This window comes from Serratia sp. CY37869, from assembly GCF_052168895.1.
GTDB lineage: Bacteria > Pseudomonadota > Gammaproteobacteria > Enterobacterales > Enterobacteriaceae > Serratia > Serratia ureilytica.
In genome coordinates this window covers 210,584-232,298 of record NZ_JBJNLU010000002.1, presented here as the reverse complement: position 1 = coordinate 232,298, position 21,715 = coordinate 210,584, and the positions used below count along the sequence as shown (strand labels likewise).

The 21,715-nt window shown below is 60.8% G+C and carries 19 protein-coding genes and 1 other annotated feature; of the genes, 6 read left to right on the top strand and 13 right to left on the bottom strand.

Going from position 1 to position 21,715, the window contains the following annotated elements:
- Positions 1 to 113: 113 nt before the first annotated feature.
- From ACJ8J1_RS11340 to ACJ8J1_RS11295, 10 genes are all read right to left on the bottom strand, one after another.
- Positions 114 to 1,277, bottom strand: coding sequence for a glycerate kinase (locus tag ACJ8J1_RS11340; RefSeq protein ID WP_033642117.1), 1,164 nt, complete (start codon positions 1,275 to 1,277; stop codon positions 114 to 116).
- A gap of 9 nt (positions 1,278 to 1,286) precedes the next feature.
- Positions 1,287 to 2,552, bottom strand: a complete 1,266-nt coding sequence (locus ACJ8J1_RS11335) for a GntP family permease (RefSeq protein ID WP_033642116.1) — start codon at positions 2,550 to 2,552, stop codon at positions 1,287 to 1,289.
- 119 nt (positions 2,553 to 2,671) lie between these two features.
- Positions 2,672 to 3,805, bottom strand: a complete 1,134-nt coding sequence (locus tag ACJ8J1_RS11330; protein ID WP_033642115.1) for a sugar diacid recognition domain-containing protein — start codon at positions 3,803 to 3,805, stop codon at positions 2,672 to 2,674.
- 165 nt (positions 3,806 to 3,970) lie between these two features.
- A complete protein-coding gene (adk, locus tag ACJ8J1_RS11325) occupies positions 3,971 to 4,615 on the bottom strand; it encodes an adenylate kinase (RefSeq protein ID WP_004940261.1) in 645 nt (214 codons plus the stop codon).
- A 202-nt stretch (positions 4,616 to 4,817) separates the two neighbouring features.
- The gene (gene htpG, locus ACJ8J1_RS11320; protein WP_033642114.1) at positions 4,818 to 6,683 is read right to left on the bottom strand and encodes a molecular chaperone HtpG; all 1,866 of its coding nucleotides are present in this window, start codon (positions 6,681 to 6,683) and stop codon (positions 4,818 to 4,820) included.
- A gap of 142 nt (positions 6,684 to 6,825) precedes the next feature.
- Entirely contained in the window at positions 6,826 to 7,431 is a 606-nt protein-coding gene (gene recR, locus ACJ8J1_RS11315) for a recombination mediator RecR (RefSeq protein WP_004940263.1), read from the bottom strand.
- Positions 7,431 to 7,760 carry a YbaB/EbfC family nucleoid-associated protein gene (locus ACJ8J1_RS11310; RefSeq protein ID WP_004940264.1) on the bottom strand — a complete coding sequence of 110 codons (330 nt, stop codon included), beginning with the start codon at positions 7,758 to 7,760 and terminating at the stop codon, positions 7,431 to 7,433. The genes recR and ACJ8J1_RS11310 overlap by 1 nt, the downstream gene beginning before the upstream one ends.
- Before the next feature lie 41 nt (positions 7,761 to 7,801).
- Positions 7,802 to 9,760, bottom strand: coding sequence for a DNA polymerase III subunit gamma/tau (dnaX, locus tag ACJ8J1_RS11305; RefSeq protein ID WP_033642113.1), 1,959 nt, complete (start codon positions 9,758 to 9,760; stop codon positions 7,802 to 7,804).
- Positions 8,405 to 8,469, bottom strand: a sequence feature (DnaX frameshifting element). Its footprint overlaps the gene before it by 65 nt.
- 92 nt (positions 9,761 to 9,852) lie before the next feature.
- Positions 9,853 to 10,404, bottom strand: a complete 552-nt coding sequence (gene apt / locus ACJ8J1_RS11300) for an adenine phosphoribosyltransferase (protein ID WP_019454166.1) — start codon at positions 10,402 to 10,404, stop codon at positions 9,853 to 9,855.
- A gap of 268 nt (positions 10,405 to 10,672) precedes the next feature.
- Entirely contained in the window at positions 10,673 to 11,053 is a 381-nt protein-coding gene (locus ACJ8J1_RS11295) for a DUF454 family protein (protein WP_016928835.1), read from the bottom strand.
- 134 nt (positions 11,054 to 11,187) lie between these two features.
- Here ACJ8J1_RS11295 and priC point away from each other — a divergent pair, with 134 nt between their 5' ends.
- Together priC and rsmS are read left to right on the top strand one after the other, a co-directional pair.
- Positions 11,188 to 11,724, top strand: a complete 537-nt coding sequence (priC, locus tag ACJ8J1_RS11290; RefSeq protein WP_033642112.1) for a primosomal replication protein PriC — start codon at positions 11,188 to 11,190, stop codon at positions 11,722 to 11,724.
- Positions 11,725 to 11,832: 108 nt separating this feature from the next.
- Positions 11,833 to 12,012, top strand: a complete 180-nt coding sequence (rsmS, locus tag ACJ8J1_RS11285; protein ID WP_016928837.1) for a pleiotropic regulatory protein RsmS — start codon at positions 11,833 to 11,835, stop codon at positions 12,010 to 12,012.
- Positions 12,013 to 12,043: 31 nt separating this feature from the next.
- On the opposite strand, the gene mscK is transcribed toward rsmS, so the two are convergent.
- From mscK to acrR, 3 genes are all read right to left on the bottom strand, one after another.
- Positions 12,044 to 15,436, bottom strand: a complete 3,393-nt coding sequence (gene mscK / locus ACJ8J1_RS11280; RefSeq protein WP_033642111.1) for a mechanosensitive channel MscK — start codon at positions 15,434 to 15,436, stop codon at positions 12,044 to 12,046.
- Positions 15,437 to 15,536: 100 nt separating this feature from the next.
- Complete coding sequence (locus tag ACJ8J1_RS11275; protein WP_033642110.1) at positions 15,537 to 15,890, bottom strand: DsrE/DsrF/TusD sulfur relay family protein; 354 nt, start codon at positions 15,888 to 15,890, stop codon at positions 15,537 to 15,539.
- 11 nt (positions 15,891 to 15,901) lie between these two features.
- Complete coding sequence (acrR, locus tag ACJ8J1_RS11270) at positions 15,902 to 16,561, bottom strand: multidrug efflux transporter transcriptional repressor AcrR (RefSeq protein ID WP_033642109.1); 660 nt, start codon at positions 16,559 to 16,561, stop codon at positions 15,902 to 15,904.
- Between the two features lie 142 nt (positions 16,562 to 16,703).
- Between acrR and sdeX the strand changes: the two genes are divergently transcribed.
- From sdeX to ykgO, 4 genes are all read left to right on the top strand, one after another.
- Positions 16,704 to 17,891: a multidrug efflux RND transporter periplasmic adaptor subunit SdeX gene (gene sdeX / locus ACJ8J1_RS11265; RefSeq protein WP_033642108.1), complete on the top strand. Its 1,188-nt coding sequence runs from the start codon at positions 16,704 to 16,706 to the stop codon at positions 17,889 to 17,891.
- A gap of 17 nt (positions 17,892 to 17,908) precedes the next feature.
- On the top strand, positions 17,909 to 21,055 hold the full coding sequence (gene sdeY / locus ACJ8J1_RS11260; RefSeq protein WP_033642107.1) for a multidrug efflux RND transporter permease subunit SdeY: 3,147 nt from the start codon (positions 17,909 to 17,911) through the stop codon (positions 21,053 to 21,055).
- Between the two features lie 186 nt (positions 21,056 to 21,241).
- Positions 21,242 to 21,496: a type B 50S ribosomal protein L31 gene (locus tag ACJ8J1_RS11255; RefSeq protein WP_004940303.1), complete on the top strand. Its 255-nt coding sequence runs from the start codon at positions 21,242 to 21,244 to the stop codon at positions 21,494 to 21,496.
- 12 nt (positions 21,497 to 21,508) lie between these two features.
- The gene (gene ykgO / locus ACJ8J1_RS11250; protein WP_004940304.1) at positions 21,509 to 21,649 is read left to right on the top strand and encodes a type B 50S ribosomal protein L36; all 141 of its coding nucleotides are present in this window, start codon (positions 21,509 to 21,511) and stop codon (positions 21,647 to 21,649) included.
- Positions 21,650 to 21,715 lie beyond the last annotated feature (66 nt).

The window sequence follows — 21,715 nt, the reverse complement described above, 5'->3', positions numbered from 1 at the left end:
TCCCCTCATTTCCTTTCCGGCCGGCATTCCGTTCTGGGTCGGGATGTCAGCAGCCATTAATGCCGGCTATTGTAACGGAAAAGTCCTGCATCGAAACCGATAACAGCAACAGGCTATGCCTGTGGGCTTCCCCCTTGCGCCAGTTGCCATACCGCCGCCACGTTGCGCGCCGTCACCTGCAGATTGCGATCGGCGCTCGCCAGCGCGTCTTCCAGCGTCACGATGCGATCGAGTACCGAAAACGCCGCATCGATGCCGTGTTGATGCACCACCGAATAATCCGGCGTCAGGCTGCCGGCGATGGCGATCACCGGCACCCCGTGGCGCTTGGCCACCCGCGCCACGCCGATCGGCGTTTTGCCGTGGATCGACTGGCTGTCCAGCCGCCCTTCGCCGGTAATCACCAGATCGGCATCGCGCACCGCCTCATCCAGGCGCAGGGTTTCGGTGACGATCTCGATGCCCGGTCGCAAGCGCGCGTCGAGCATGCCGAGCAGCGCCGCCCCCATGCCGCCCGCCGCGCCCGCGCCCGGCTGGGTGAGCACGGCGCGGCCGGTTTCCCGTTCCAGCAGTTCGCCATAGTGATGCAGCGCCGCATCGAGCTGCGCCACCATCTCCGGCGTCGCCCCCTTCTGCGGCCCGAACACCGCCGAGGCGCCCTTTGCGCCGCACAGCGGGTTATCGACGTCGCAGGCGGCGGTCACGCTCACCCGTTGCCAACGCGCATCCAGCCCGGCGAGATCAAGATGCGCCAGCTGCGCCAACGCCGCCCCGCCCACCGGCAGCGGCCGGCGATCCTTATCCAGCAACTTCACGCCCAGCGCCTGCATCATCCCGGCGCCGCCGTCGTTGGTGGCGCTGCCGCCGATGCCGAGAATGATCGCCTTCACGCCGCGCTCCAGCGCCGCCAGCATCAGTTCGCCGGTGCCGTAACTGGTGGTGATGCGCGGATCGCGCCGGTTGGGCGGCGCCAGGTGCAGCCCGGAAGCGGCGGCCATTTCAATCACTGCGGTTTCGCCGTCGCCCAGCAGGCCATAGAACCCCTGCACCGGCTCCCCCAGCGGCCCGGTGACCGTCACCTGAACGATTTCACCGCCGGTGGCCGCCACCATCGACTCCACCGTGCCTTCACCGCCGTCCGCCATCGGCAGCTTCACGTAGTGCGCCTGCGGGTAAATCTGACGGAATCCCCGCTCGATGGCGTCGGCGACGCCGAGCGCGCTCAGGCTCTCTTTGAAAGAATCCGGGGCAATAACCACTTTTTTCAGCGTTTTCATCACTGTTCCTTATCCCGCCAGGTTAAATACGCCAAACATCAGCGCCGAGATTGCCGCGATGGTGAACCCCACCAGCGTTTCATACGGCAACAGTTTGAGCCGCTCGTGCACCGCCATATTGACGCTGCCGCCGGTGGCGTGGAAGAAGCTGCCGTGCGGCAGGTGATCCAGCACCGTGGCGCCCGCATGGATCATCGCCGCGCCGGCCAATCCGCTCACCCCCAGCTCAAGCAGCGTGGAGCTGAACACCCCGGAGGCGACGGCGGTGCCGGCGGTGGTCGACGCGGTCGCCATCGACATCAGCGCGCCGGACAGCGGCGCCAGCAGCCAGGCCGGCAGCCCGGTGTGCGTCAAACCGGTAATCAAGACATCCTTCAGCCCCGAGTTGGCGATAATGCCCGCCAGCGTGCCGGTGCCGAGCAGCATGATCGCCACCGGCGCCATGCGCGACAGGCCGGAGACCATAAACTGATTGCACTGACGAATGCGCCCCATCAGCAGCGCGCCCACCAAACCACCGGCCGGCAGTGCGATCAGCGGATCGACGGCGATACCGGCGATCGGCCGCAGCGACAGCAGCAGGATCGCCACCAGCGGCGCGCTGATCGCCGCAGCGAAGCCCGGCCGCGCCCCTTCGGCATGCTGAGTCAGCTCTTCAGCCATCACCCTGCTACCTTTATCGCTCAGGCGACGCGCCAGCAGATAGGCCACCACCAGGCCGCACAGCCCCGGCACGATGCCGGCCATCATCACCGAGGTGAGCGGCACGTGGAAGTTGTCCGCCGCCGCGATGGTGTTCGGGTTGGGCGACATCACGTTGCCGGCCTTGCCGCCGCCGATCATCGCCAGCAGGATCGCCGCACGAGAAATGCCGGCCTTTTGGGCGATCGACAGCGCGATCGGCGCGACGGTGATCACCGCCACGTCGATAAACACCCCCACCGCCGTCAGGATCAGTGTAGCCACCGCCAGCGCCAGCAGCGCGCGGGTTTCGCCCACCTTGCGTACGATAGTTTCGGCGATGGTGTGCGCCGCGCCGGATTCGATCAGCACCCCGGCCAATACCCCCGCCGCCAGAATGCGCATCACGGCGTTGGTGATGCCCTGCGCCCCGCCGATCATCAGCGTCACGGTCTGCACCAGATCGGCGCCGCCGCACAGCCCGCCCGCCAGCGCGCCGGCAATCATGCCGTAAGCCGGTGGAACCTTGCGTAGAATCAGGACGATGGCGACGGCTAACGCCACCAGCGCCCCCAGAGTGGATACGGTTGTCATTGTTGTTTTCTCCGTGGTTGATGTGCAGGCCAACATATCCCGCGCGCCCGGCGTTGGCCTGAGGGGAAACAACAAAAAATCGCCGAAGGAACGGCGCGGAATTTGTGGGTTGGCACAACTCAGTCGTGCATCAGCATGCCGATATACAACCGCAGAGAGTCAGTTAATTGATTGATTTTCATGCCGGTTATGGCTTCGATGCGCTGCAGGCGATAGCGCAGGGTATTGACGTGAATATGCAGCTGCGCGGCGGCCTGCGTCTGATCACAATTCTGCGAAAAATAGTGGCGCAGCGTGGCGCGCAGCACGCCTTTTTCATCCTGTTCGCCCAGCGTCCGCCAGGGACGCCCCAGCTCTTGCGCTCGCCAGTCCTCCCCGAGATCGCACAGCAGCGACGGCAGCGGATAGTCGTGGTAGAACAGCGTGGCGTGGCGCAATTTCAGGCGCTGCGCCATCGCCTGGGTGGCGCGCGCGGTCAGGCTGGAGCGGTAGGCGCTTTGTGGATCGTCGTAGAAACCGCCGACGATCAGCCGCACCCGAAAGCGGTGCTTTAGCTGGTTTTGCAAACGCTGCGCCTGTTGGCGCTCCAGCTTCAGGCTCCACTCGCCTTGCGCCATGCTGGCCGGGCGCAGCAGGGTCATTTCATTGAAGCCGGTAATGGCGATCAACGCATCGCGCTGGGTGGCCTCCAGCTCAGCCAGCAGTTCGCGCAGCAGGTGCGGCTGCGCCTCTTGCAGCTCGACGATCCAGACGATGCGCGCCTGGCGCAGATCCAATCCCAGATACGCCGCCATCGCTTCCAGCGACGCCGTGTTCGGCTGCGGCTGCAACAGCTGGTTCGCCAGCTCTTCCCGGTAGCGTTTTTCCCACTGGTGCTGATCCAGCAGCGCCGCCTGCTCCACCATCATCTCCGCCGCCATTTTGACCAACTCGGCGTAGGCGCGCACCTCGGCCGGCTCGCCGGAAATGCCGATCACTCCCACCCGCTGATTGCGAAAGCTAAACGGCAGGTTGATGCCGGGCCGCACGCCCTTCAGGTGCTCGGCAGTGGCGCGGTCGATTTCCACCACCCGGTTCTCGGCCAGCGCCAGCACCGCGCCTTCATGGCGCTGGAACAGGCGCTGCGGGTTGCCGGAGGCGATGATCACACCGTTGCTGTCCATCACGTTGACGGAATGGCTGATGATACCCATCGCCCGCTGGACGATCTGGCGCGCGGTGGCTTCCGCCAGAAGATTGGTTTGTCTGAGCATGCCCGGCTCCCTGCTGAGGGTGAAAACGCAGGCTTGTTATACGCCATTTGGCGCGGGCGATTAACGGGCACGGCCGCAACAAGCCGCCGCGATCACAATTTAACGGGAAAACGGCAAAAAAAACGCCGGGCCACAGGCCCGGCGTCATGCACAGCCAGCTTGCTATCAACCGAGGATAGTCGCCAGCTCTGCGCTCACTTCGGCCACCTTGCGGGTGCCGTCGATTTTGCGGTATTGGGTGTTGCCCGCTGCCGCTTCTTTGCTGTAGTAAGAGATCAGCGGCGCGGTCATCTGATGGTATTCCACCAGGCGCTTGCGCACGGTCTCTTCCTGATCGTCCTTGCGCGTGGTCAGCTCTTCGCCGGTCACGTCGTCTTTGCCTTCCACCTGCGGCGGATTGAACTTCACGTGGTATACGCGGCCGGACGGCGCGTGCACGCGGCGGCCAACGATGCGGTCAACGATCAGCTCGTCCGGCACGTCGAACTCCAGCACGAAGTCCACGTTGATGCCGGCTTCTTTCATCGCGTCAGCCTGCGGAATGGTGCGCGGGAAGCCGTCCAACAGGAAGCCCTTGCGGCAATCTTCCTGAGCGATGCGCTCTTTGACCAGCGCGATCACCAGCTCATCGGTCACCAGCTTGCCGGCGTCCATGATCTCTTTCGCCTGCTTGCCCAGTTCACTGCCGGCCTTCACGGCTGCGCGCAACATATCACCGGTGGAGATTTGCGGAATGCCGTATTTCTCCATGATGAATTGAGCCTGAGTACCTTTACCAGCGCCCGGAGCGCCCAGCAGAATGATACGCATTGCGTAAATCCCCTTGCTATGTAGTTTTTATAAAATTGCGAAAACGCTCAACGATACCATTTCAGGGGGGGCAGGCTCAAGGCGCGCGAAGGAAATCGATTGCGGAACATGCAAAAATTCAAGCGAACAAAAGAGGGGAAAATGCGGGGAAAAACCGGAAATGCGCCCCTAACGGTGCCGTTAAGGGCGCATATAATCAACTTCAGGCGGACAGCAACTTGTTCATGCGGCGGATGAACAGGTTCGGATCCTCCAGCGTGCCGCGTTCAGCCAACAGCGCCTGATCCAAAAGCAGGTCGATCCACTCGGCGAAATGTTCGTTATCGCCCACGTCGGATGCGCGTTTGACCAACGCATGCTCAGGATTAAGCTCGAAAATGTACTTCACTTCCGGCGCCTGCTGGCCCGCAGCGGCGAACAGCTTGGCCATCTGGGTGCTCATCTCGTCGGCGTCGGTCACCACGATCGCCGGCGTATCGGTCAGGCGGTGCGTCAGACGCACATCCTTCACGCGGTCGCCCAGCAGGGTTTTCACGCGTTCGATGAACGGTTCCAACTGCTTCTCGGCCGCCTTCTGCTCTTCGGTTTCATCCGCCAGTTTATCCAGCGTTTCATCCGCCTTGCTGACCGACTGGAACGGCTTGCCGTCGAACTCGGTCAGGTAGCTCATCATCCACTCGTCGATGCGATCGGACAACAGCAGCACTTCGATACCTTTCTTGCGGAACAGCTCCAGATGCGGGCTGCTCTTGGCGGCGGCGTAGCTGTCGGCGGTGATGTAGTAAATCTTTTCCTGCCCTTCCGCCATGCGGCCGACGTACTCTTCCAGCGACACGGTCTGCGCCGAGCTGTCGCCATGGGTGGTGGCGAAGCGCAGCAGTTTGGCGATCGCTTCCTGGTTGCCGTTATCTTCCGCCGGGCCTTCTTTCAGCACCAGACCGAACTGCTGCCAGAATTTCTGGTAGCCTTCGGCGTCGTCTTTGGCCAGCTTATCCAGCATCTGCAGCACGCGCTTGGTCAGCGCGCCGCGCAGGTTCTGCGTCACGCGGCTGTCTTGCAGGATCTCGCGCGATACGTTCAGCGGCAGATCGTTGGAATCGATCAGGCCGCGCACGAAGCGCAGATAGTTCGGCATGAACTGCTCGGCGTCGTCCATGATGAACACGCGCTGCACGTACAGCTTCAGGCCGTGCTTGTGATCGCGGTTCCACATGTCCCACGGCGCCTGCGCCGGGATATACAGCAGGCTGGTATATTCCTGCTTGCCTTCCACCCGATTGTGGCTCCAGCTCAGCGGATCGGTGAAATCGTGGGCGATGTGCTTGTAGAACTCTTTGTACTCTTCGTCGGTCACGTCAGCCTTGCTGCGGGTCCACAGGGCCTGCGCCTTGTTGATCTTCTCCCAGGTGACGGTATCGTCTTCTTCGTTTTTGCTTTCGATCTCTACCGGCAAGGCGATGTGATCGGAATATTTGCCGATCACCGAGCGCAGGCGCCAGGCGTCGAGGTACTCATCTTCGCCTTCGCGCAGATGCAGGGTGATTTCGGTGCCGCGGGTCTCTTTGGTGATGTCGGCGATGGTGTAGTCGCCTTCACCGGCGGACTCCCAGAACACGCCCTCGTCATCGGCGGCGCCGGCCGCGCGGGTGCGCACGGTCACTTTGTCCGCCACGATGAACGCCGAGTAGAAACCAACGCCGAATTGGCCGATCAGTTGGCTGTCTTTCGCCTGGTCGGAACCGATGGATTCCAGGAACGCTTTGGTGCCCGATTTGGCGATGGTGCCGAGGTTTTCGATCACTTCTTCGCGGCGCATACCGATGCCGTTGTCGGCAATGGTCAGGGTGCGCTGCTCTTTATCGAAGGACAAACGCACGCGCAGCTCGCCATCGCCGGCATACAGCTCCGGCGCGGACAGAGCGCGGAAGCGCAGCTTGTCGGCGGCGTCAGAGGCGTTGGAAATCAGCTCGCGCAGGAAAATTTCTTTGTTGGAGTACAGCGAATGGATCATCAAATGAAGCAGCTGTTTTACTTCAGACTGGAACCCGCGGGTTTCTTGACCTTTCATACTCATTGATTACCTCAAAGACAATGGCTACCAAAATCGAACAATGAAGATCAGATGAGGGTCAGGGTCTTGTTTTTCAAGCGGACGGCGGGAAATTTTTGGCAAAAAACAATGGGGCCGGGCGGCCCCATCCGGGAAAACATCAGAACTTGATGGCGTGGCGTCCCGCCAGCGAATGCGACAGCGTGGTGCCGTCGACCATCTCCAGCTCGCCGCCCACCGGCACGCCGTGGGCGATGCGGCTGGCGAGCACGCCATACTGGCCACACATCTCGGCGATGTAGTTGGCGGTCGCTTCCCCTTCCACCGTCGGGTTGGTGGCGAGGATCACTTCGGTGATGCTTTCCTTTTCCAGCCGTTGCTCCAGGCGATCCAGACCGATATCGCCCGGCCCGATGCCGTCCAGCGGCGACAGATGGCCCATCAGCACAAAGTAGCGCCCGGCGAACTGGCCGGTCTGCTCGATGGCGTGGATATCCGCCGGGCTTTCCACCACGCAAATCTGGCCGTTTTGCTGACGACGCGGATTGGCGCAGATGGTGCAAACGTCCTGCTCGGTGAAGGTGCGGCAATCGGCGCAGTGGCCGATCTCCGACATCGCGCGCGTCAACGCCTGCGCCAGGCGCATGCCGCCGCTGCGATCGCGCTGCAGCAGCTGAAACGCCATGCGCTGCGCCGATTTCGGGCCGACGCCCGGCAGGCAGCGCAGCGCCTCCATCAGGGATTCAAGGAGCGGGCTGGTTTGCATCAGAACGGCATCTTGAAGCCAGGCGGCAACTGCATGCCGCTGGAGACGGAGGCCATTTTCTCTTTCTGGGTCTCTTCGATGCGGCGCGCGGCGTCGTTAAACGCAGCGGCGATCAGATCTTCCAGCATCTCTTTGTCGTCTTCCATCAGGCTTGGATCGATTTCCACGCGGCGGCAGTTGTGCGCGCCATTGATGGTGACTTTCACCAGGCCGGCGCCAGATTCGCCGGTCACTTCCAATTTGGCGACTTCTTCCTGCATCTGCTGCATTTTTTCTTGCATTTGCTGGGCTTGCTTCATCAGGTTGCCCAGACCGCCTTTACCAAACATAGTCGTCTCTCGTCGCTAGGGCCGCGCACATCGCGCAGCGTTTAAAGGGGGCGAATACTCTCTTCATCCAGATCCGCGTCGAAGAATCGGCGCAGCGTCTGAATGTTGGTATCCGCTTCGATGGACTGGCGCGCCTGCGCCAGCTTTTCCTCATAGATGGCTTGTCGCCATTCCAGCGGGGTGCGCTCCGCCGGATTATCGTCCTCCACCACGGTCAGCTCGATCGGACCGCCGTACAGCTCACCGAGCGCGTCGGCCAGCGTCTTCTGCGCCGAAGGCGAATTCAGATGGCGCTGCGAAGACCGCAGATGGAGGCTAATCTTGCCCGGCTCCGGCTGCTGCTTGAAGGCGTTCAACGCCAGCTGCTGCACCAGTTTCGGGATCTTCAGCTTATCGATTTCCGCCGCCCAGGCGTCGCGCTCCAGCGACTCCACCACCAGCTTGGCGGCCAGCTCCGGCGTTTTCTCGTGCTCCAACGCCGTGCGCAGCGCTTTCGGCGTCGCCAGCGGTTCCGGCGCCGCCTCGGGCTCGGTCTGCGCGCGCCAACGATAGGCTTCCGGTTTCGCCGGTTTTTCCGGCACCTTCTTCTCCGCCAGGCGCTGCTGGCTGCGCTCGGTCACGGAAGCCAAACGCCCCAGCGCCGAGTTTGCCGGCCGCGCTATTCCTGGCGCCGCCGGCTCATTCTTTTTTGGTGTGGATGCTCCCTGCTGCCGTTGCAGCTGGGACCGCGCTTTCAACAGCTGGGCGGTGGCATCCGGTAAAGGAGTCGATGATTGTCGCTGCGGCGCGGCCGGCTGCCCTAGCGGCGGCGGCGCGTCCTGAAACTGCGGCGGCTGTGGCGATGCGGCCTGCTGCGGCTGCGCCATCGGCGCCGGCGCGGTCTGCACCAACGCCACCGGCTCCGGGATCACCGCTTTCGGGTGAAACGCCAGCGCGCGCAGCAGGGTCATCTCAACCCCCATGCGGCGATCCGGCGCATAGGCCAGCTCTTTGCGGCCCACCAACAGCGTCTGATAATAGAGTTGCACATCGGCCGGCGGCAGGGTGCGCGCCAGCTCGCGCAGCCGTTGTTCCACGGCGGCGTAGTGGTTGTCGAGCATCGAAGGCAGCAGTTGCACCATCGCAATGCGATGCAGCAACGCCAGCGTCTCCACCAGCAGGTTTTCCCAATCCACGCCGCGCGAAGCGGCCTGCGCGACCTGCACCATCACCTTTTCACCGTCGGCGCTGACCAGCGCTTCGAGGATCGCCAGCGGCTGCTCGTCATCGAGCGTGCCGAGCATCTGGCTGACGGTTGCGGCCGTCACCTGCCCCTGCCCCATGGCGATCGCCTGATCGGTCAGGCTCAGCGCATCGCGCATGCTGCCGTCGGCGGCGCGCGCCAGCAGCTGCAGCGCGCGGGCGTCGCTGGTGATCTGCTCCGCCGTCAGCACAGTTTCCAGCTGCTGGCGGATCTGATCGACGTCCAGCGCTTTGAGGTGAAACTGCAGGCAGCGGGAAAGAATGGTCACCGGCAATTTTTGCGGATCGGTGGTGGCCAACAGGAATTTGACGTGCGGCGGCGGCTCTTCCAGCGTCTTCAGCAACGCGTTGAAGCTGTGGCGCGAGAGCATGTGCACTTCATCGATCAGGTAGACCTTGAAGCGGCCGCGCGCCGGCGCGTACTGGACGTTGTCCAGCAGATCGCGGGTATCTTCCACCTTGGTTCGGGAAGCGGCGTCGATCTCGATCAGATCGACGAAGCGCCCCTGCTCGATCTCGCGGCAGTTGTCGCATTGGCCGCACGGCGTGGCGGTGATGCCGGTTTCACAGTTCAGGCCTTTGGCCAGCAAGCGGGCGATGGTGGTTTTCCCCACGCCGCGCGTGCCCGAGAACAGATAGGCGTGATGGATCCGCCCCAGCGAGAGGCCGTTGGCCAGCGCGGTCAGGACATGTTCCTGGCCGACCACGTCTGCGAACGTTTGAGGGCGCCACTTACGGGCGAGAACCTGATAGCTCATTAATACCGGAGAAGTCGAGTAATCTGGAGGGTCATGCTAACACAGCCCCGCGGCAATCCGCGAGGCCGTTGTGCCCAAGGGGCGATGCCGCATCAATGACCGGCGAAGTCCACCAGGCAGTAGCAGTCGATGCCCAGCTTGTTCAGACGCGCTTCTCCGCCCAGATCCGGCAGGTTGATGATGAACGCGGCGTCTTTCACTTCACCGCCCAGACGGCGGATCAGTTTGGTGGTCGCTTCAATGGTGCCGCCGGTCGCCAGCAGATCGTCCACCACCAGCACTTTGTCGCCCGCGGTGATGGCGTCGGTGTGGATCTCCAGCTTGTCGGTGCCGTACTCCAGCTCATAGCTTTCGCTGAGCGTGGCGCGCGGCAGTTTGCCCGGTTTGCGCACCGGCACGAAACCGACGCCCAACGCTAACGCGACGGGCGCGCCGAACAGGAAACCACGCGCTTCGGTACCCACCACCTTGGTCACGCCCGCTTCGCGATAGCGCTCAACCAGCAGCTCGATGCTGGCGGCGTAGGCCAACGGGTTTTCCAGCAGGCTGGTCACGTCGCGGAACAGGATGCCCGGCTTCGGATAATCCGGGATGGTTTTGATACTGTCTTTAATAAACTGAAGCTGCTGCGCAGTAGCGGTCATAATTGTTGCCTGATAAAACTGCCTGAAAACCGGCGCGCCGCTCACCCGCCGCCCCCGGGTGAAACACACCGGAGAAAAAATGGCAGGCGATCCGCGCACGAAAACGCCCAAATCTATGCAAACTGGCGGACAAATGCAACTCTCCCCTGCATCTTTCAACCCGCAGCGTTGTTGACCGCACGCATTACTTACCTAAGTAAGCTCCCGGGGATGCCTGCGTTTGTCGCCTGGCTGCGGCTTGAAAGCTATTGAGGAGTTTAAGGTACAATCAGCGCTGTTTTTGTTGCGGCAGATCAATAACCGGCAGGCGCAGCATAAAGGTCAGCAAAATGGCCAACATCAGCAGCAACAGCCCGCGCACCCACCAGATTTTCACCAGCCACAGCGAACAGGCGAAGGTCAGCACGATCACCAGCACCGCTTTCCACTTCGCCCCCGGCGGCAGCGCGCGATGCTGCTGCCAATGGCGCAGATAAGGGCCAAACCAGGAACGGTACAGCAGCCAGTGATGAAAGCGCGGCGAGGAGCGGGCGAAGCACCAGGCGGCCAACAGCAGGAACGGCGTGGTCGGCAACAGCGGCAACACCACGCCCAACGTCGCCAGCACCACCGCCAACCAGCCCAAAATGATCAATAACCCACGCGTCATGCGGTTCTTCGCTCCTCAATCGGTTGCGGCTTACTGTAGCATCGGCGCCGCGCCGGCGGAATATGCATGCGGCGCTTGTTTCAGGACGGCTTCGCGGGCAAGCTTACGCCTGTTGAAATCAAGAGGGAGCTTATGTGAGCACTCAGCGTCTATTACAGGTGTTGGCACAGCAGATTGCGGCGCTGGCGGCCGAAGTCAGCCCGCGCGGCGACGCCCCGATCCCGCAGGCGCGGTTCGACGCCGCCCTGTTCGCCAACCGCGGCACGCGGCTGCGCGACTACTTGGCCGAAGTGGAGAAAAACTTCGCCCAGCTGCAAAACGCCGCTAACGACAGCCGCGCCAGCCAGGTGGCCTTTCTGGCCGAAAAACTGGTGGCTCAGATCGCCGCCCTGCAGCGCGAGCTGGCGACCCAGGCGCTGCGGCGCAAGAATCAGCCGAAGGAAGCCCCCGAGGTCGATCTCTACCACAAGCTGGCCGAGCATCAGGATTACGAACGCCGGCTGATCGCCATGATTCAGGATCGGGAAAGCCTGCTGGGGCGCCAGACCACGCTGGCGGCCCAGCAAAAGCTGCAGCACGAGCTGGCGGCGCTGGAGGGGCGGCTGATGCGCTGTCGTCAGGCGTTGGCGCGCATCGAGCGCAATATCGAGCGCAAAGAAAACGGTTTTTGAAGATTTATCACAATATTTTAATGATTATTCCCCGGTTGCGCGCCGGGTTCACTATACTCTGCCGATACCCGAGTTATTCATCCCATTAATTAAATAAGCGCAGGTGCTATGTCTCTGGAAAACGCCTCACCCGAACTGCAGCTGGCGGTAGACTTGATTTACCTGCTGGAATGCAACGAGATCGATCCGGCCACCGCGCTGGCGGCGCTGGATATCGTCAAACGGGATTATCAGGAAAAGCTGCAGCGCGCCGGCGTCACCTCTCCCTATCTGCCTGCCGGACAGTAACCGGGGACAGCGCCGCTGTCCCTTTCGCCTCTCATTGCTTATCCGCCGCCGTCTGGCCGCCGTCGTCCGGCGACAGCGTTCTTTTCACTTCCTGCACTTCATTGCCCTGCTGGTTATGCAGATACACCTCCAGCTGATTGAAGGCGATGTCGATGCCGTTTTCCCGGCACAAGCGGTCGATTGAGCGATTCAGTTCGTCCACCGTGTAGCTGCGATCGCGCAGTTCCCGCACATAGAGCCGCAGTTCGTGATCCAGCGTGCTGGCGCCGAAGTTGAGGAAGAACACCTGCGGTTCGGGATCGGTCATGACCCGCGGGTTGTCGTGCGCCGCCTGCAGTAGCACCTTTTTCACCTTGTCGAGATCGGAGCCGTAGGCCACGCCGACCTTGATCAGCACGCGGGTGATGGTATCGGACAGCGACCAGTTGATCAGACGCTCGGTGACGAACGCCTTGTTCGGAATGATCACCTCTTTGCGATCGAAGTCGGTAATGGTGGTGGCGCGAATGCGGATCTTGCTGACCGAACCGGAGAAGGTGCCGATGGTGATGGTATCGCCGATGCGGATCGGGCGTTCGAACAGAATGATCAGGCCGGAGACGAAGTTGGCGAAGATCTCTTGCAGGCCGAAGCCCAGCCCGACCGTCAGACCAGCGGCCAGCCATTGCAGTTTGTCCCAGGATACGCCCAGCGATCCCAGCGCAACCACGGCGCCCACGGCGGTAATCAGGTAAGTGAGCACGGTGGTGATGGCATAAGACGCCCCCTGCCGCAGTTGCAGCCGCGACAGCACCACCACCTCCAGCAAACCGGGCAAGTTGCGGGTGAGCACGTAGGCGACAATCACTGCGGCGATCGCCACCATCATGTTGCCCAGCGTCACCGCCTGCGACACGCTGCTGCCCGCCACGGTGCTGGTGTAATGCCACAGCGTGATGCTGTCCAGATAAGCGATGACCGTCACCAGATCCGACCAAATGGCGTAGAAGGCGCTGGCGAAGATGGCGAACAGCACCAGGGTGGTCAGGCGCAGCGACTGCTGGTTGATCTGATCGAGCGCCAGCGGCGGCTCTTCCACCACCGGTTCGCCGCCTTCGGCTCCTTCTTTCGCCACGTTTTGCCGCCGCGCCAACGCGCGCCGGTAAGCCAGACGCCGCGCCGCCACGCTCAGGCCGCGCAGCGCGGTCAGGTATACGATATTCCACAGGAAAAACAGATACAGGCTGTCTATCCAGCGGCTGGCCAGCCGCAGCGTGGTATAGAAGTAGCCGGCGAACATCAGCCCCAGCAGGATCAGCGGCGTGGCGGCCAGCGCGGTGACCACCACCAGCCGCACGGCATGCGAGCCTTTTTCACGCCAGCTGTCGCGGCACAGCGGGAACACCAGCACCGTAAGCAGCGCCAGCGTCAACATCACCACGATCTGGCCGATCACGTCTTCCACCAGACGCAGCGGCGCTTTCTCGCCCAATACCGACCAGAAGATCAACGGCTGCAGCGCCAACCCCAGCCGCAGCGTCTGACGGCGGTAATGCGCGCACAGGTTGGCGCCGAAGTTGAAATGCCGCTCGGCGATGCCGCCCGGTTTCAGCATGCGATAGCTGAAGCCGAACACCAGCCACGACAGCGCCAGCTGCTGCGACAATGCCCATATAAAGTCGCTGATGCCGAAATCCGCGCGATACATCCAGAAACCGACGCCGAGGAGTAACGCGGCGCCGGGCAACACTTTCAGCAAGGTCAGCGCGATGGCCTTCGGCGTGTGCAGTTGGCCGTCGCGCTTAAGTTGCCCCACGTCGTTGGCCAGCTTTTGCAAATGGCCGTCGATCAGCCGGTAGCGCCAGCGCAATACCCCGATCGCCAACAGCATCGGGATCAGGAACACCAGCGCATTCAGCCCGCCCTGCACCAGCTTGCCGCCGTCGAATTTGAGATCGAGCCCGGCAATCTGATCGCGCACCGCCTCCGGCATCGCCTTCAGCCACGCCAGATCGACCGGCTTGTTGCTGTTGACCCAGAAAATCTGCTGGGTCAGCGTATCTTGCAGCGAACCGTAAACGCTGGTCAGCTGCTGCTGATTGATCTGCAGGTTGATCGACAGCGACAGCTGGTTGCTGAGCTGCTTGTTCAGCTGATCCAGCAGTTCACGGCGCATATCGACGATCTCGTTTAACGCGTCGATCACCTCCGGGCCGGCCTTTTCCTTGCTTTCGGCCACCAGCTGGTTGATGTAATCCTCTCCCTTGAACAGATCGTCGCGTTGCTGATTGATATCGAACTGCTCCAGCCGCAAATCGGCGATGCGCGTGTCCATATCCGCCAACAGCGTGCCCTGCGGCAGGCTCTGCTGCTGCTGATACAGGATGCGCGACAGCACCAGGCTGCCCTTCAGCACCTGGATCTGTTCTTTCAGGTTACGCTCCGCCTGCAGCCCGCGGTCGAGCCAGTTTTTGACCCGAATGTTCTGCTGGAACAGGGTGTTGCTCTCTTCGGTGGCGGCGATCAGCCGCTGGCTCAGCTGGCGGTTGACGTCCAGTTGCTTGCTGACCAGCTGATCGTGCTGAATATCGGTGGCGTCTTCCGGGTTCTGCGCCTCTTTGGCGGTCTTTTCAGACAGCGTCAAACGTTTGCTGTTGACGATCTCCTGCAGCAACTGTACCGAGCGATCCAGCGCGTCGATATGCGCCGTGGTGTAATCACGCTGTTTTTGCAGCAGATCCTGCAGCGTGGTATTGGCTTCCAGACTTTTGCGCTGCAGCTCCAGCTGCGCGTTGAGCAACGCCTGCTCGGTGGTCAGCATCACCTGCTGGCTGTTGCGCAGCGAATCTTGCCCCGGCGTCTGGCCGCTGAGCTGGCTGCGGATCTCCTGCAGGCGCTGCGAAGCGGCGTACATGGTGCTTTGTACTCGTTCAGGCTGGGTTTGCAGCGACACCAGTTGGCTGTTGTAAGTAGAGAGGCTCTCCTGCGCGCTTTGCAGCTCGTCGAGCGTTTGATACAGCCGGCTTTCCAGCTGACGCAGCGACAGCGGCAACAGCGCGGCGCGCGCCGCCGCATTGTCTACCGGCTGCTTCAGCGCATCCAGTTCGGCGGTCACCTGATTGAGCTTCGCCGGCGCCTGCTGCACCTGCTGTTTAAGCTGCGCGGCGTCCTGCCGATTGCGCTCGATGGCGTCCAGCAGCTCCAGCGTGCGGGTTAAATCCTGTTGGGACAGCTTTTCGACCGGCGTCAGGGCTTTTTGCTTGCTCAGCGCTTCCAGCTGGCTTTGCACTTCGCTGCGCTGCGGCAAATCGCCGTTCAGCGCCGCCTGCACCGGCGAGCTCAGCGCGCAAATCAGGAAAAGGAGTGTCGCGGCGGCGATGCGCCGCCGGCATGCGCCGACAAACGAGCGCGGCGTCAGAGAGGGCAGAGTCAACCAGCGATGCATGATTTAGCTTCGGATCGGTTAAGAAGCCTGAAGATTATCACGATCGCCGGCGGGCAACGAACAACAAAAACGTTGCCGATGATGTCCCGTTGTCGCGAAATCAGAAAGTGAGCACTTTCTCCGCCGCCAGCGTCCACTGCGCCAGTTCGACCAGCGTGCCGATCTCCACGCCGTCCGCCAGCGGCAAGCGGCTGACGCCGCGCGCGTCGGCGCAGGTCTTGCACAGCTTGACCGGCACCTGCTGCGCGGTGAGGATCTCCAGCATCTGCTGCAGATGGTATCCTTCGTGCGGCTGCTGTCCTGCCAGCCCGGCCACCACCGCGTCGGACATCAGAAACAGCCGCAGGTCGAGATTGCTTTGCTGCTCTTTCAGCGCGATGGCCAACCGCAGCGCATTGAACAAGGATTCATGGCCATAGGCGGCGCCGTTGGCGATGAGAACAACTGATGACATGAAATCTCTCCTTATAAAGGAAGGCGGTCGACGTCGGGGTTGAGGCGCAAGGTGGGGCAAAACTGCAGCATCTCCAAAAACGCATCGACCAGCGCTTCGGCTTCGGCCCGCAGATCGAAACTTTCCGGCATAAACAGCCAGTTTTCCATCAGGCCGGTGATATAACCGCGCAGGATGATCGCCGCACGGCGGGTATGCAAATCGGCGGGCAATTGCTCGTGGTGAATGCAGTTATACAGCACCGCTTCGATGCGTTCGTAGCCGGCGAGGTACAACACCTTGCGCGAATCCAGCAGCGGCATCATTTCACCGACAAACTCGCATTTGTGGAATATAATCTCCATCAACGCCCGCCTGCGGCCGTCTTCAACCGTAGACGTCAGAATGTAAATCAGAATTTCCCGGATAACCCGCAGTGGATTATCGGGAAACTTTGCCTGATACTCTGTTTCGAGCTGGTCAATTTTCGGCTCGGTAGATTCCCAAACTTCATTAAACAGGTCTACCTTATTTTTGAAGTGCCAGTAAATGGCTCCACGCGTAACCCCGGCAGCGGTGGCAATATCTGTCAGTGACGTTGCAGCAACGCCACGTTCAGAGAACTCTCTCACCGCAGCATCGAGGATTTGCTGCCGGGTTTCTTGCGCCTGCTGTTTGGTTTTTCGTGCCATGGCATTGTTATTTAGGGGGAGTGTGATTTACATACATTCGCGAATGTATGTACCATAGCACGCACATATAATTAACGCAGCAATGGGTTTTAAAGCTTGTGATCCATTGATCATTTTGAAATCGGACACTTGAGGTTTTTCTATGAACAAAAACAGAGGGTTAACGCCTCTGGCGGCCGTTCTGATGCTTTCAGGCAGCTTAGTGCTAACAGGATGTAACGATAAAGAAACCCAACAGCAAGGCGCCCAACAGCAGGCTCCTGAAGTGGGCGTAGTCACTTTGAAGGCCGAGCCTCTCAATATCACTACCGATCTTCCTGGCCGCACCGCTGCGTATCGCATCGCCGAAGTTCGCCCTCAGGTCAGCGGCATCATCCTGAAGCGTAACTTCGTTGAAGGCAGCGATATCAAGGCCGGGACGTCTCTGTACCAAATCGATCCCGCGACCTATCAGGCCAGCTACGACAGCGCGAAAGGCGATTTGGCCAAAGCGCAGGCCAGCGCTTCCATCGCACGCGTGACGGTAAACCGCTACAAGCCATTGCTGGGCACCAGCTACATCAGCAAGCAGGACTATGACAACGCCGTGTCCACGCTGCAGCAAGCGGATGCCGCCGTGGTGGCCGCCAAGGCCGCCGTGGAAACCGCGCGCATCAACCTGGCGTACACCAAGGTGACCTCTCCGATCTCCGGCCGCATCGGCAAATCCGCCGTGACCGAAGGCGCGCTGGTCAGCAACGGCCAGGCAACCGCCCTGTCCACCGTGCAGCAGTTGGATCCGATGTATGTCGACGTCACCCAGTCGAGCACCGACTTCCTGCGCCTGAAGCAAGAACTGGCCAGCGGCGCGCTGAAGCAGGAAAACGGCAAGGCCAAAGTGAAACTGATGCTGGAAAACGGCACCGAATACGCGCAGGAAGGCACGCTGGAGTTCTCCGACGTCACCGTCGATGAGACCACCGGCTCCATCACCATTCGCGCCCTGTTCCCTAACCCGAACGATACGCTGTTGCCTGGCATGTTCGTGCGCGCCCGTCTGGACGAAGGCGTACGCAGCGATGCATTGCTGGTGCCTCAACAGGGCGTCACCCGCAACCCGCGCGGCGACGCGACGGCGTTGGTGGTAGGGGCAGACAACAAAGTTGAGCTGCGCACGCTGAAGGCGGACCAGGCGATTGGCGACAAATGGCTGGTTACCGATGGCCTGAAAGCCGGCGATCGCGTCATCGTCACCGGCCTGATGAAAGTGCATCCGGGCGCGCAGGTAAAAGTGCAGGAAGTTGACACTCAGGCGCAAAAACAGCCGCAGTCTGAAGCGCAGAAGTCATAAAAAGGAGCCTGTAATACATGGCTAAGTTCTTTATAGACCGCCCAATTTTCGCCTGGGTAATCGCCATCATCGTCATGTTGGCGGGGGTGCTTGCAATAATGAAACTGCCAATCGCGCAGTATCCCACTATTGCACCGCCGGCGGTGAGTATTTCCGCCAACTACCCGGGCGCAGATGCCAAAACGGTGCAGGATACCGTCACACAGATTATCGAACAGAACATGAATGGTATCGATAACCTGATGTACATGTCCTCCACCAGTGATTCCTCTGGTAGCGTCACCATTACCCTGACGTTTGAGTCCGGCACCGATCCTGACATCGCGCAGGTTCAGGTCCAGAACAAACTGTCGTTGGCCACCCCGCTGCTGCCGCAAGAAGTTCAGCAGCAGGGCCTGAAAGTAGAAAAATCCAGCAGCAGCTTCCTGATGGTGGCCGGCTTCGTTTCCGACGATCCGAACATGACTCAGGACGATATTGCGGACTACGTGGCGTCCAACATCAAGGACCCGATCAGCCGTTCGTCCGGCGTGGGTGAAGTGCAGCTGTTCGGTGCCCAGTACGCGATGCGTATCTGGCTGGATCCGAACAAGCTGAACAACTACCAGCTGACGACCACGGATGTGACCTCCGCCATCACCGAGCAGAACAACCAGATCGCCGCAGGCCAGCTGGGCGGCCTGCCGCCGGTGCCGGGGCAGCAGTTGAACGCCTCGATCATCGCGCAGACCCGTCTGACTTCGCCGGAAGAGTTCGGCAAGATCCTGCTGAAGGTCAATACCGACGGTTCCCAGGTGCGCCTGCGCGACGTCGCTCACATCGAGCGCGGCGCGGAGAGCTATGCCGTTACCGCGCGTTATAACGGCAAGCCTGCCGCCGGCCTGGGTATCAAACTGGCGACCGGCGCCAACGCCTTGAACACCGCCAAAGGTGTGAAAGACGAGCTGGCCAAGATGGCGCCATTCTTCCCGCAAGGGATGAAAGTGGTTTATCCGTACGACACCACCCCATTCGTTAAGATCTCTATCAACGAAGTGGTGAAAACGCTGATCGAAGCCATCATCCTGGTATTCCTGGTGATGTATCTGTTCCTGCAGAACTTCCGCGCGACGCTGATCCCAACCATCGCGGTGCCGGTGGTGTTGCTGGGGACCTTTGCGATCCTCGCGGCGTTCGGCTTCTCGATAAACACCCTGACGATGTTCGGCATGGTGTTGGCGATCGGCCTGCTGGTGGATGACGCCATCGTGGTGGTGGAAAACGTCGAGCGCGTTATGTCCGAAGAGGGGCTGCCGCCGAAAGAAGCTACCCGTAAATCGATGGGCCAGATCCAGGGCGCGCTGGTGGGTATCGCCATGGTGCTGTCGGCGGTATTCGTGCCGATGGCGTTCTTCGGCGGTTCAACCGGCGCTATCTATCGCCAGTTCTCGATCACCATCGTGTCCGCGATGGCGCTGTCGGTGCTGGTGGCCTTGATCCTGACGCCGGCGCTGTGCGCCACCATGCTCAAACCGATCCCAAAAGGCGATCACGGGGTTAAAACAGGCTTCTTCGGCTGGTTTAACCGCATGTTCGAGAAGAGCACGCATCACTATACCGACAGCGTGGGCAACATCCTGCGCAGCACCGGTCGCTACCTGATCATCTACCTGCTGATCGTGGTTGGCATGGGCCTGCTGTTCCTGCGCCTGCCTTCCTCGTTCCTGCCGGACGAAGATCAGGGCATCCTGTTGACCATGGTGCAGTTGCCTGCCGGTGCCACCGAGTCCCGTACCAACAAAGTGCTGGAAGAAGTCTCCGACTACTTCCTGAACAAGGAAAAGGACAACGTGGTTTCGGTGTTTACCGTCGCGGGCTTCGGCTTCAACGGTAACGGCCAGAACAACGGCCTGGCATTCGTCAGCCTGAAAGACTGGGGTGAGCGTCCAGGGGCCGGGAACAAGGTGGAAGCGATCGCGGGTCGCGCCATGGGCGCCTTCTCGCAGATTAAAGAAGGCCTGGTGTTCCCGTTCAACCTGCCGGCGATCATCGAACTCGGTACCGCAACCGGCTTCGACTTCGAGCTGATTGACCAGGGCGGCCTGGGGCACGAGAAACTGACCGAAGCGCGTAACCAGCTGTTGGGCATGGTTGCTCAGCATCCGGACGTGCTGGTGGGCGTGCGCCCGAACGGCCTGGAAGATACGCCGCAGTTCAAACTGATCGTCGATCAGGAGAAAGCCAAGGCGCTGGGCGTCAGCATCACCACCATCAACAGCACGCTGAGCACCGCACTGGGCGGTTCGTACGTCAACGACTTCATCGACCGCGGTCGTGTGAAGAAGGTGTATGTACAGGCAGACGCGCCGTTCCGTATGCTGCCGGAAGACATCAACAAGTGGTACGTGCGCGGTACCAGCGGCCAGATGGTGCCATTCTCCGCCTTCTCTTCGGCGAAATGGGAATACGGCTCACCGCGTCTGGAACGCTATAACGGCTTGCCGTCGATGGAAATTCTGGGCCAGGCTGCACCGGGCAAGAGTACCGGTGAAGCGATGAACCTGATGGAACAGCTGGCGTCCAAACTGCCAAGCGGCATCGGTTACGACTGGACCGGCATGTCCTATCAGGAACGTCTGTCGGGCAACCAGGCGCCGGCGCTGTACGCCATCTCGATTCTGGTGGTGTTCCTGTGTCTGGCGGCGCTGTATGAAAGCTGGTCCGTACCGTTCTCGGTCATGCTGGTATTGCCGCTGGGGGTTATCGGTGCGTTGTTGGCCGCGACGATGCGCGGCATGAATAACGACGTGTACTTCCAGGTGGGGCTGTTGACCACCATCGGTCTATCGGCGAAGAACGCCATCCTGATCGTGGAATTCGCCAAGGATCTGATGGAGAAAGAAGGCAAAGGTCTGATCGAAGCGACGTTGGAAGCGGTGCGTATGCGTCTGCGTCCAATTCTGATGACGTCCCTGGCCTTCATCCTCGGGGTTCTGCCGCTGGTTATCAGCAGCGGCGCAGGCTCCGGCGCACAGAACGCGGTAGGTACCGGCGTAATGGGCGGGATGATCACCGCGACCGTATTGGCGATCTTCTTCGTACCGGTGTTCTTCGTGGTGGTTCGCCGCCGCTTCAGCAAGAAGAACGAAGACCTGGAACACAGCCACCCGGTAGAGCATCACTGATCGTTCAGTGAAGAGATTTCTACCCGATAATCGAAAAGGCCGCGCATGCGGCCTTTTTCTTTTGCTTCAGTTGCTTAATGCAAACCGTTCTCATTAATTCACTCGTGTGTGCAATTTACGCTTGATCGTGATGCCCGGTCGGCGCATAATTGTTGTTATAGTATAACATTACACGAGAGAGCCATTATGAAACCCGGCATCCATCCCGATTATCGCACCGTGGTGTTCCACGATGTCAGCGCCAACGCCTACTTCAAAGTGGGATCGACCATCAAAACCGATCGCACCATCGAACTGGACGGCGAAAGCTGGCCGTATGTCACCCTCGACGTCTCTTCCGCTTCGCATCCGTATTACACCGGCAAGCAGAAAGACTATTCCAAAGAAGGCAGCACGGCGCGCTTCCAGCAGCGCTTTGGCCGCTTTATCGGCAATAAGTAACAAGGAACCCCCATGCAGGTATTGAGTTCATTGCGTTCGGCGAAAAATCGCCACCCGGATTGCAAAGTCGTGCGTCGTCGTGGCCGCATCTATGTGATCTGTAAAAGCAATCCGCGATTCAAAGCGGTACAGGGACGTAAGAAAAAGCGTTAACTCCAAAGTGCCATCTGTCGCAAAGCCCCGTTGCTGCTCAACGGGGCTTTTTTTATGGCGAGAAAG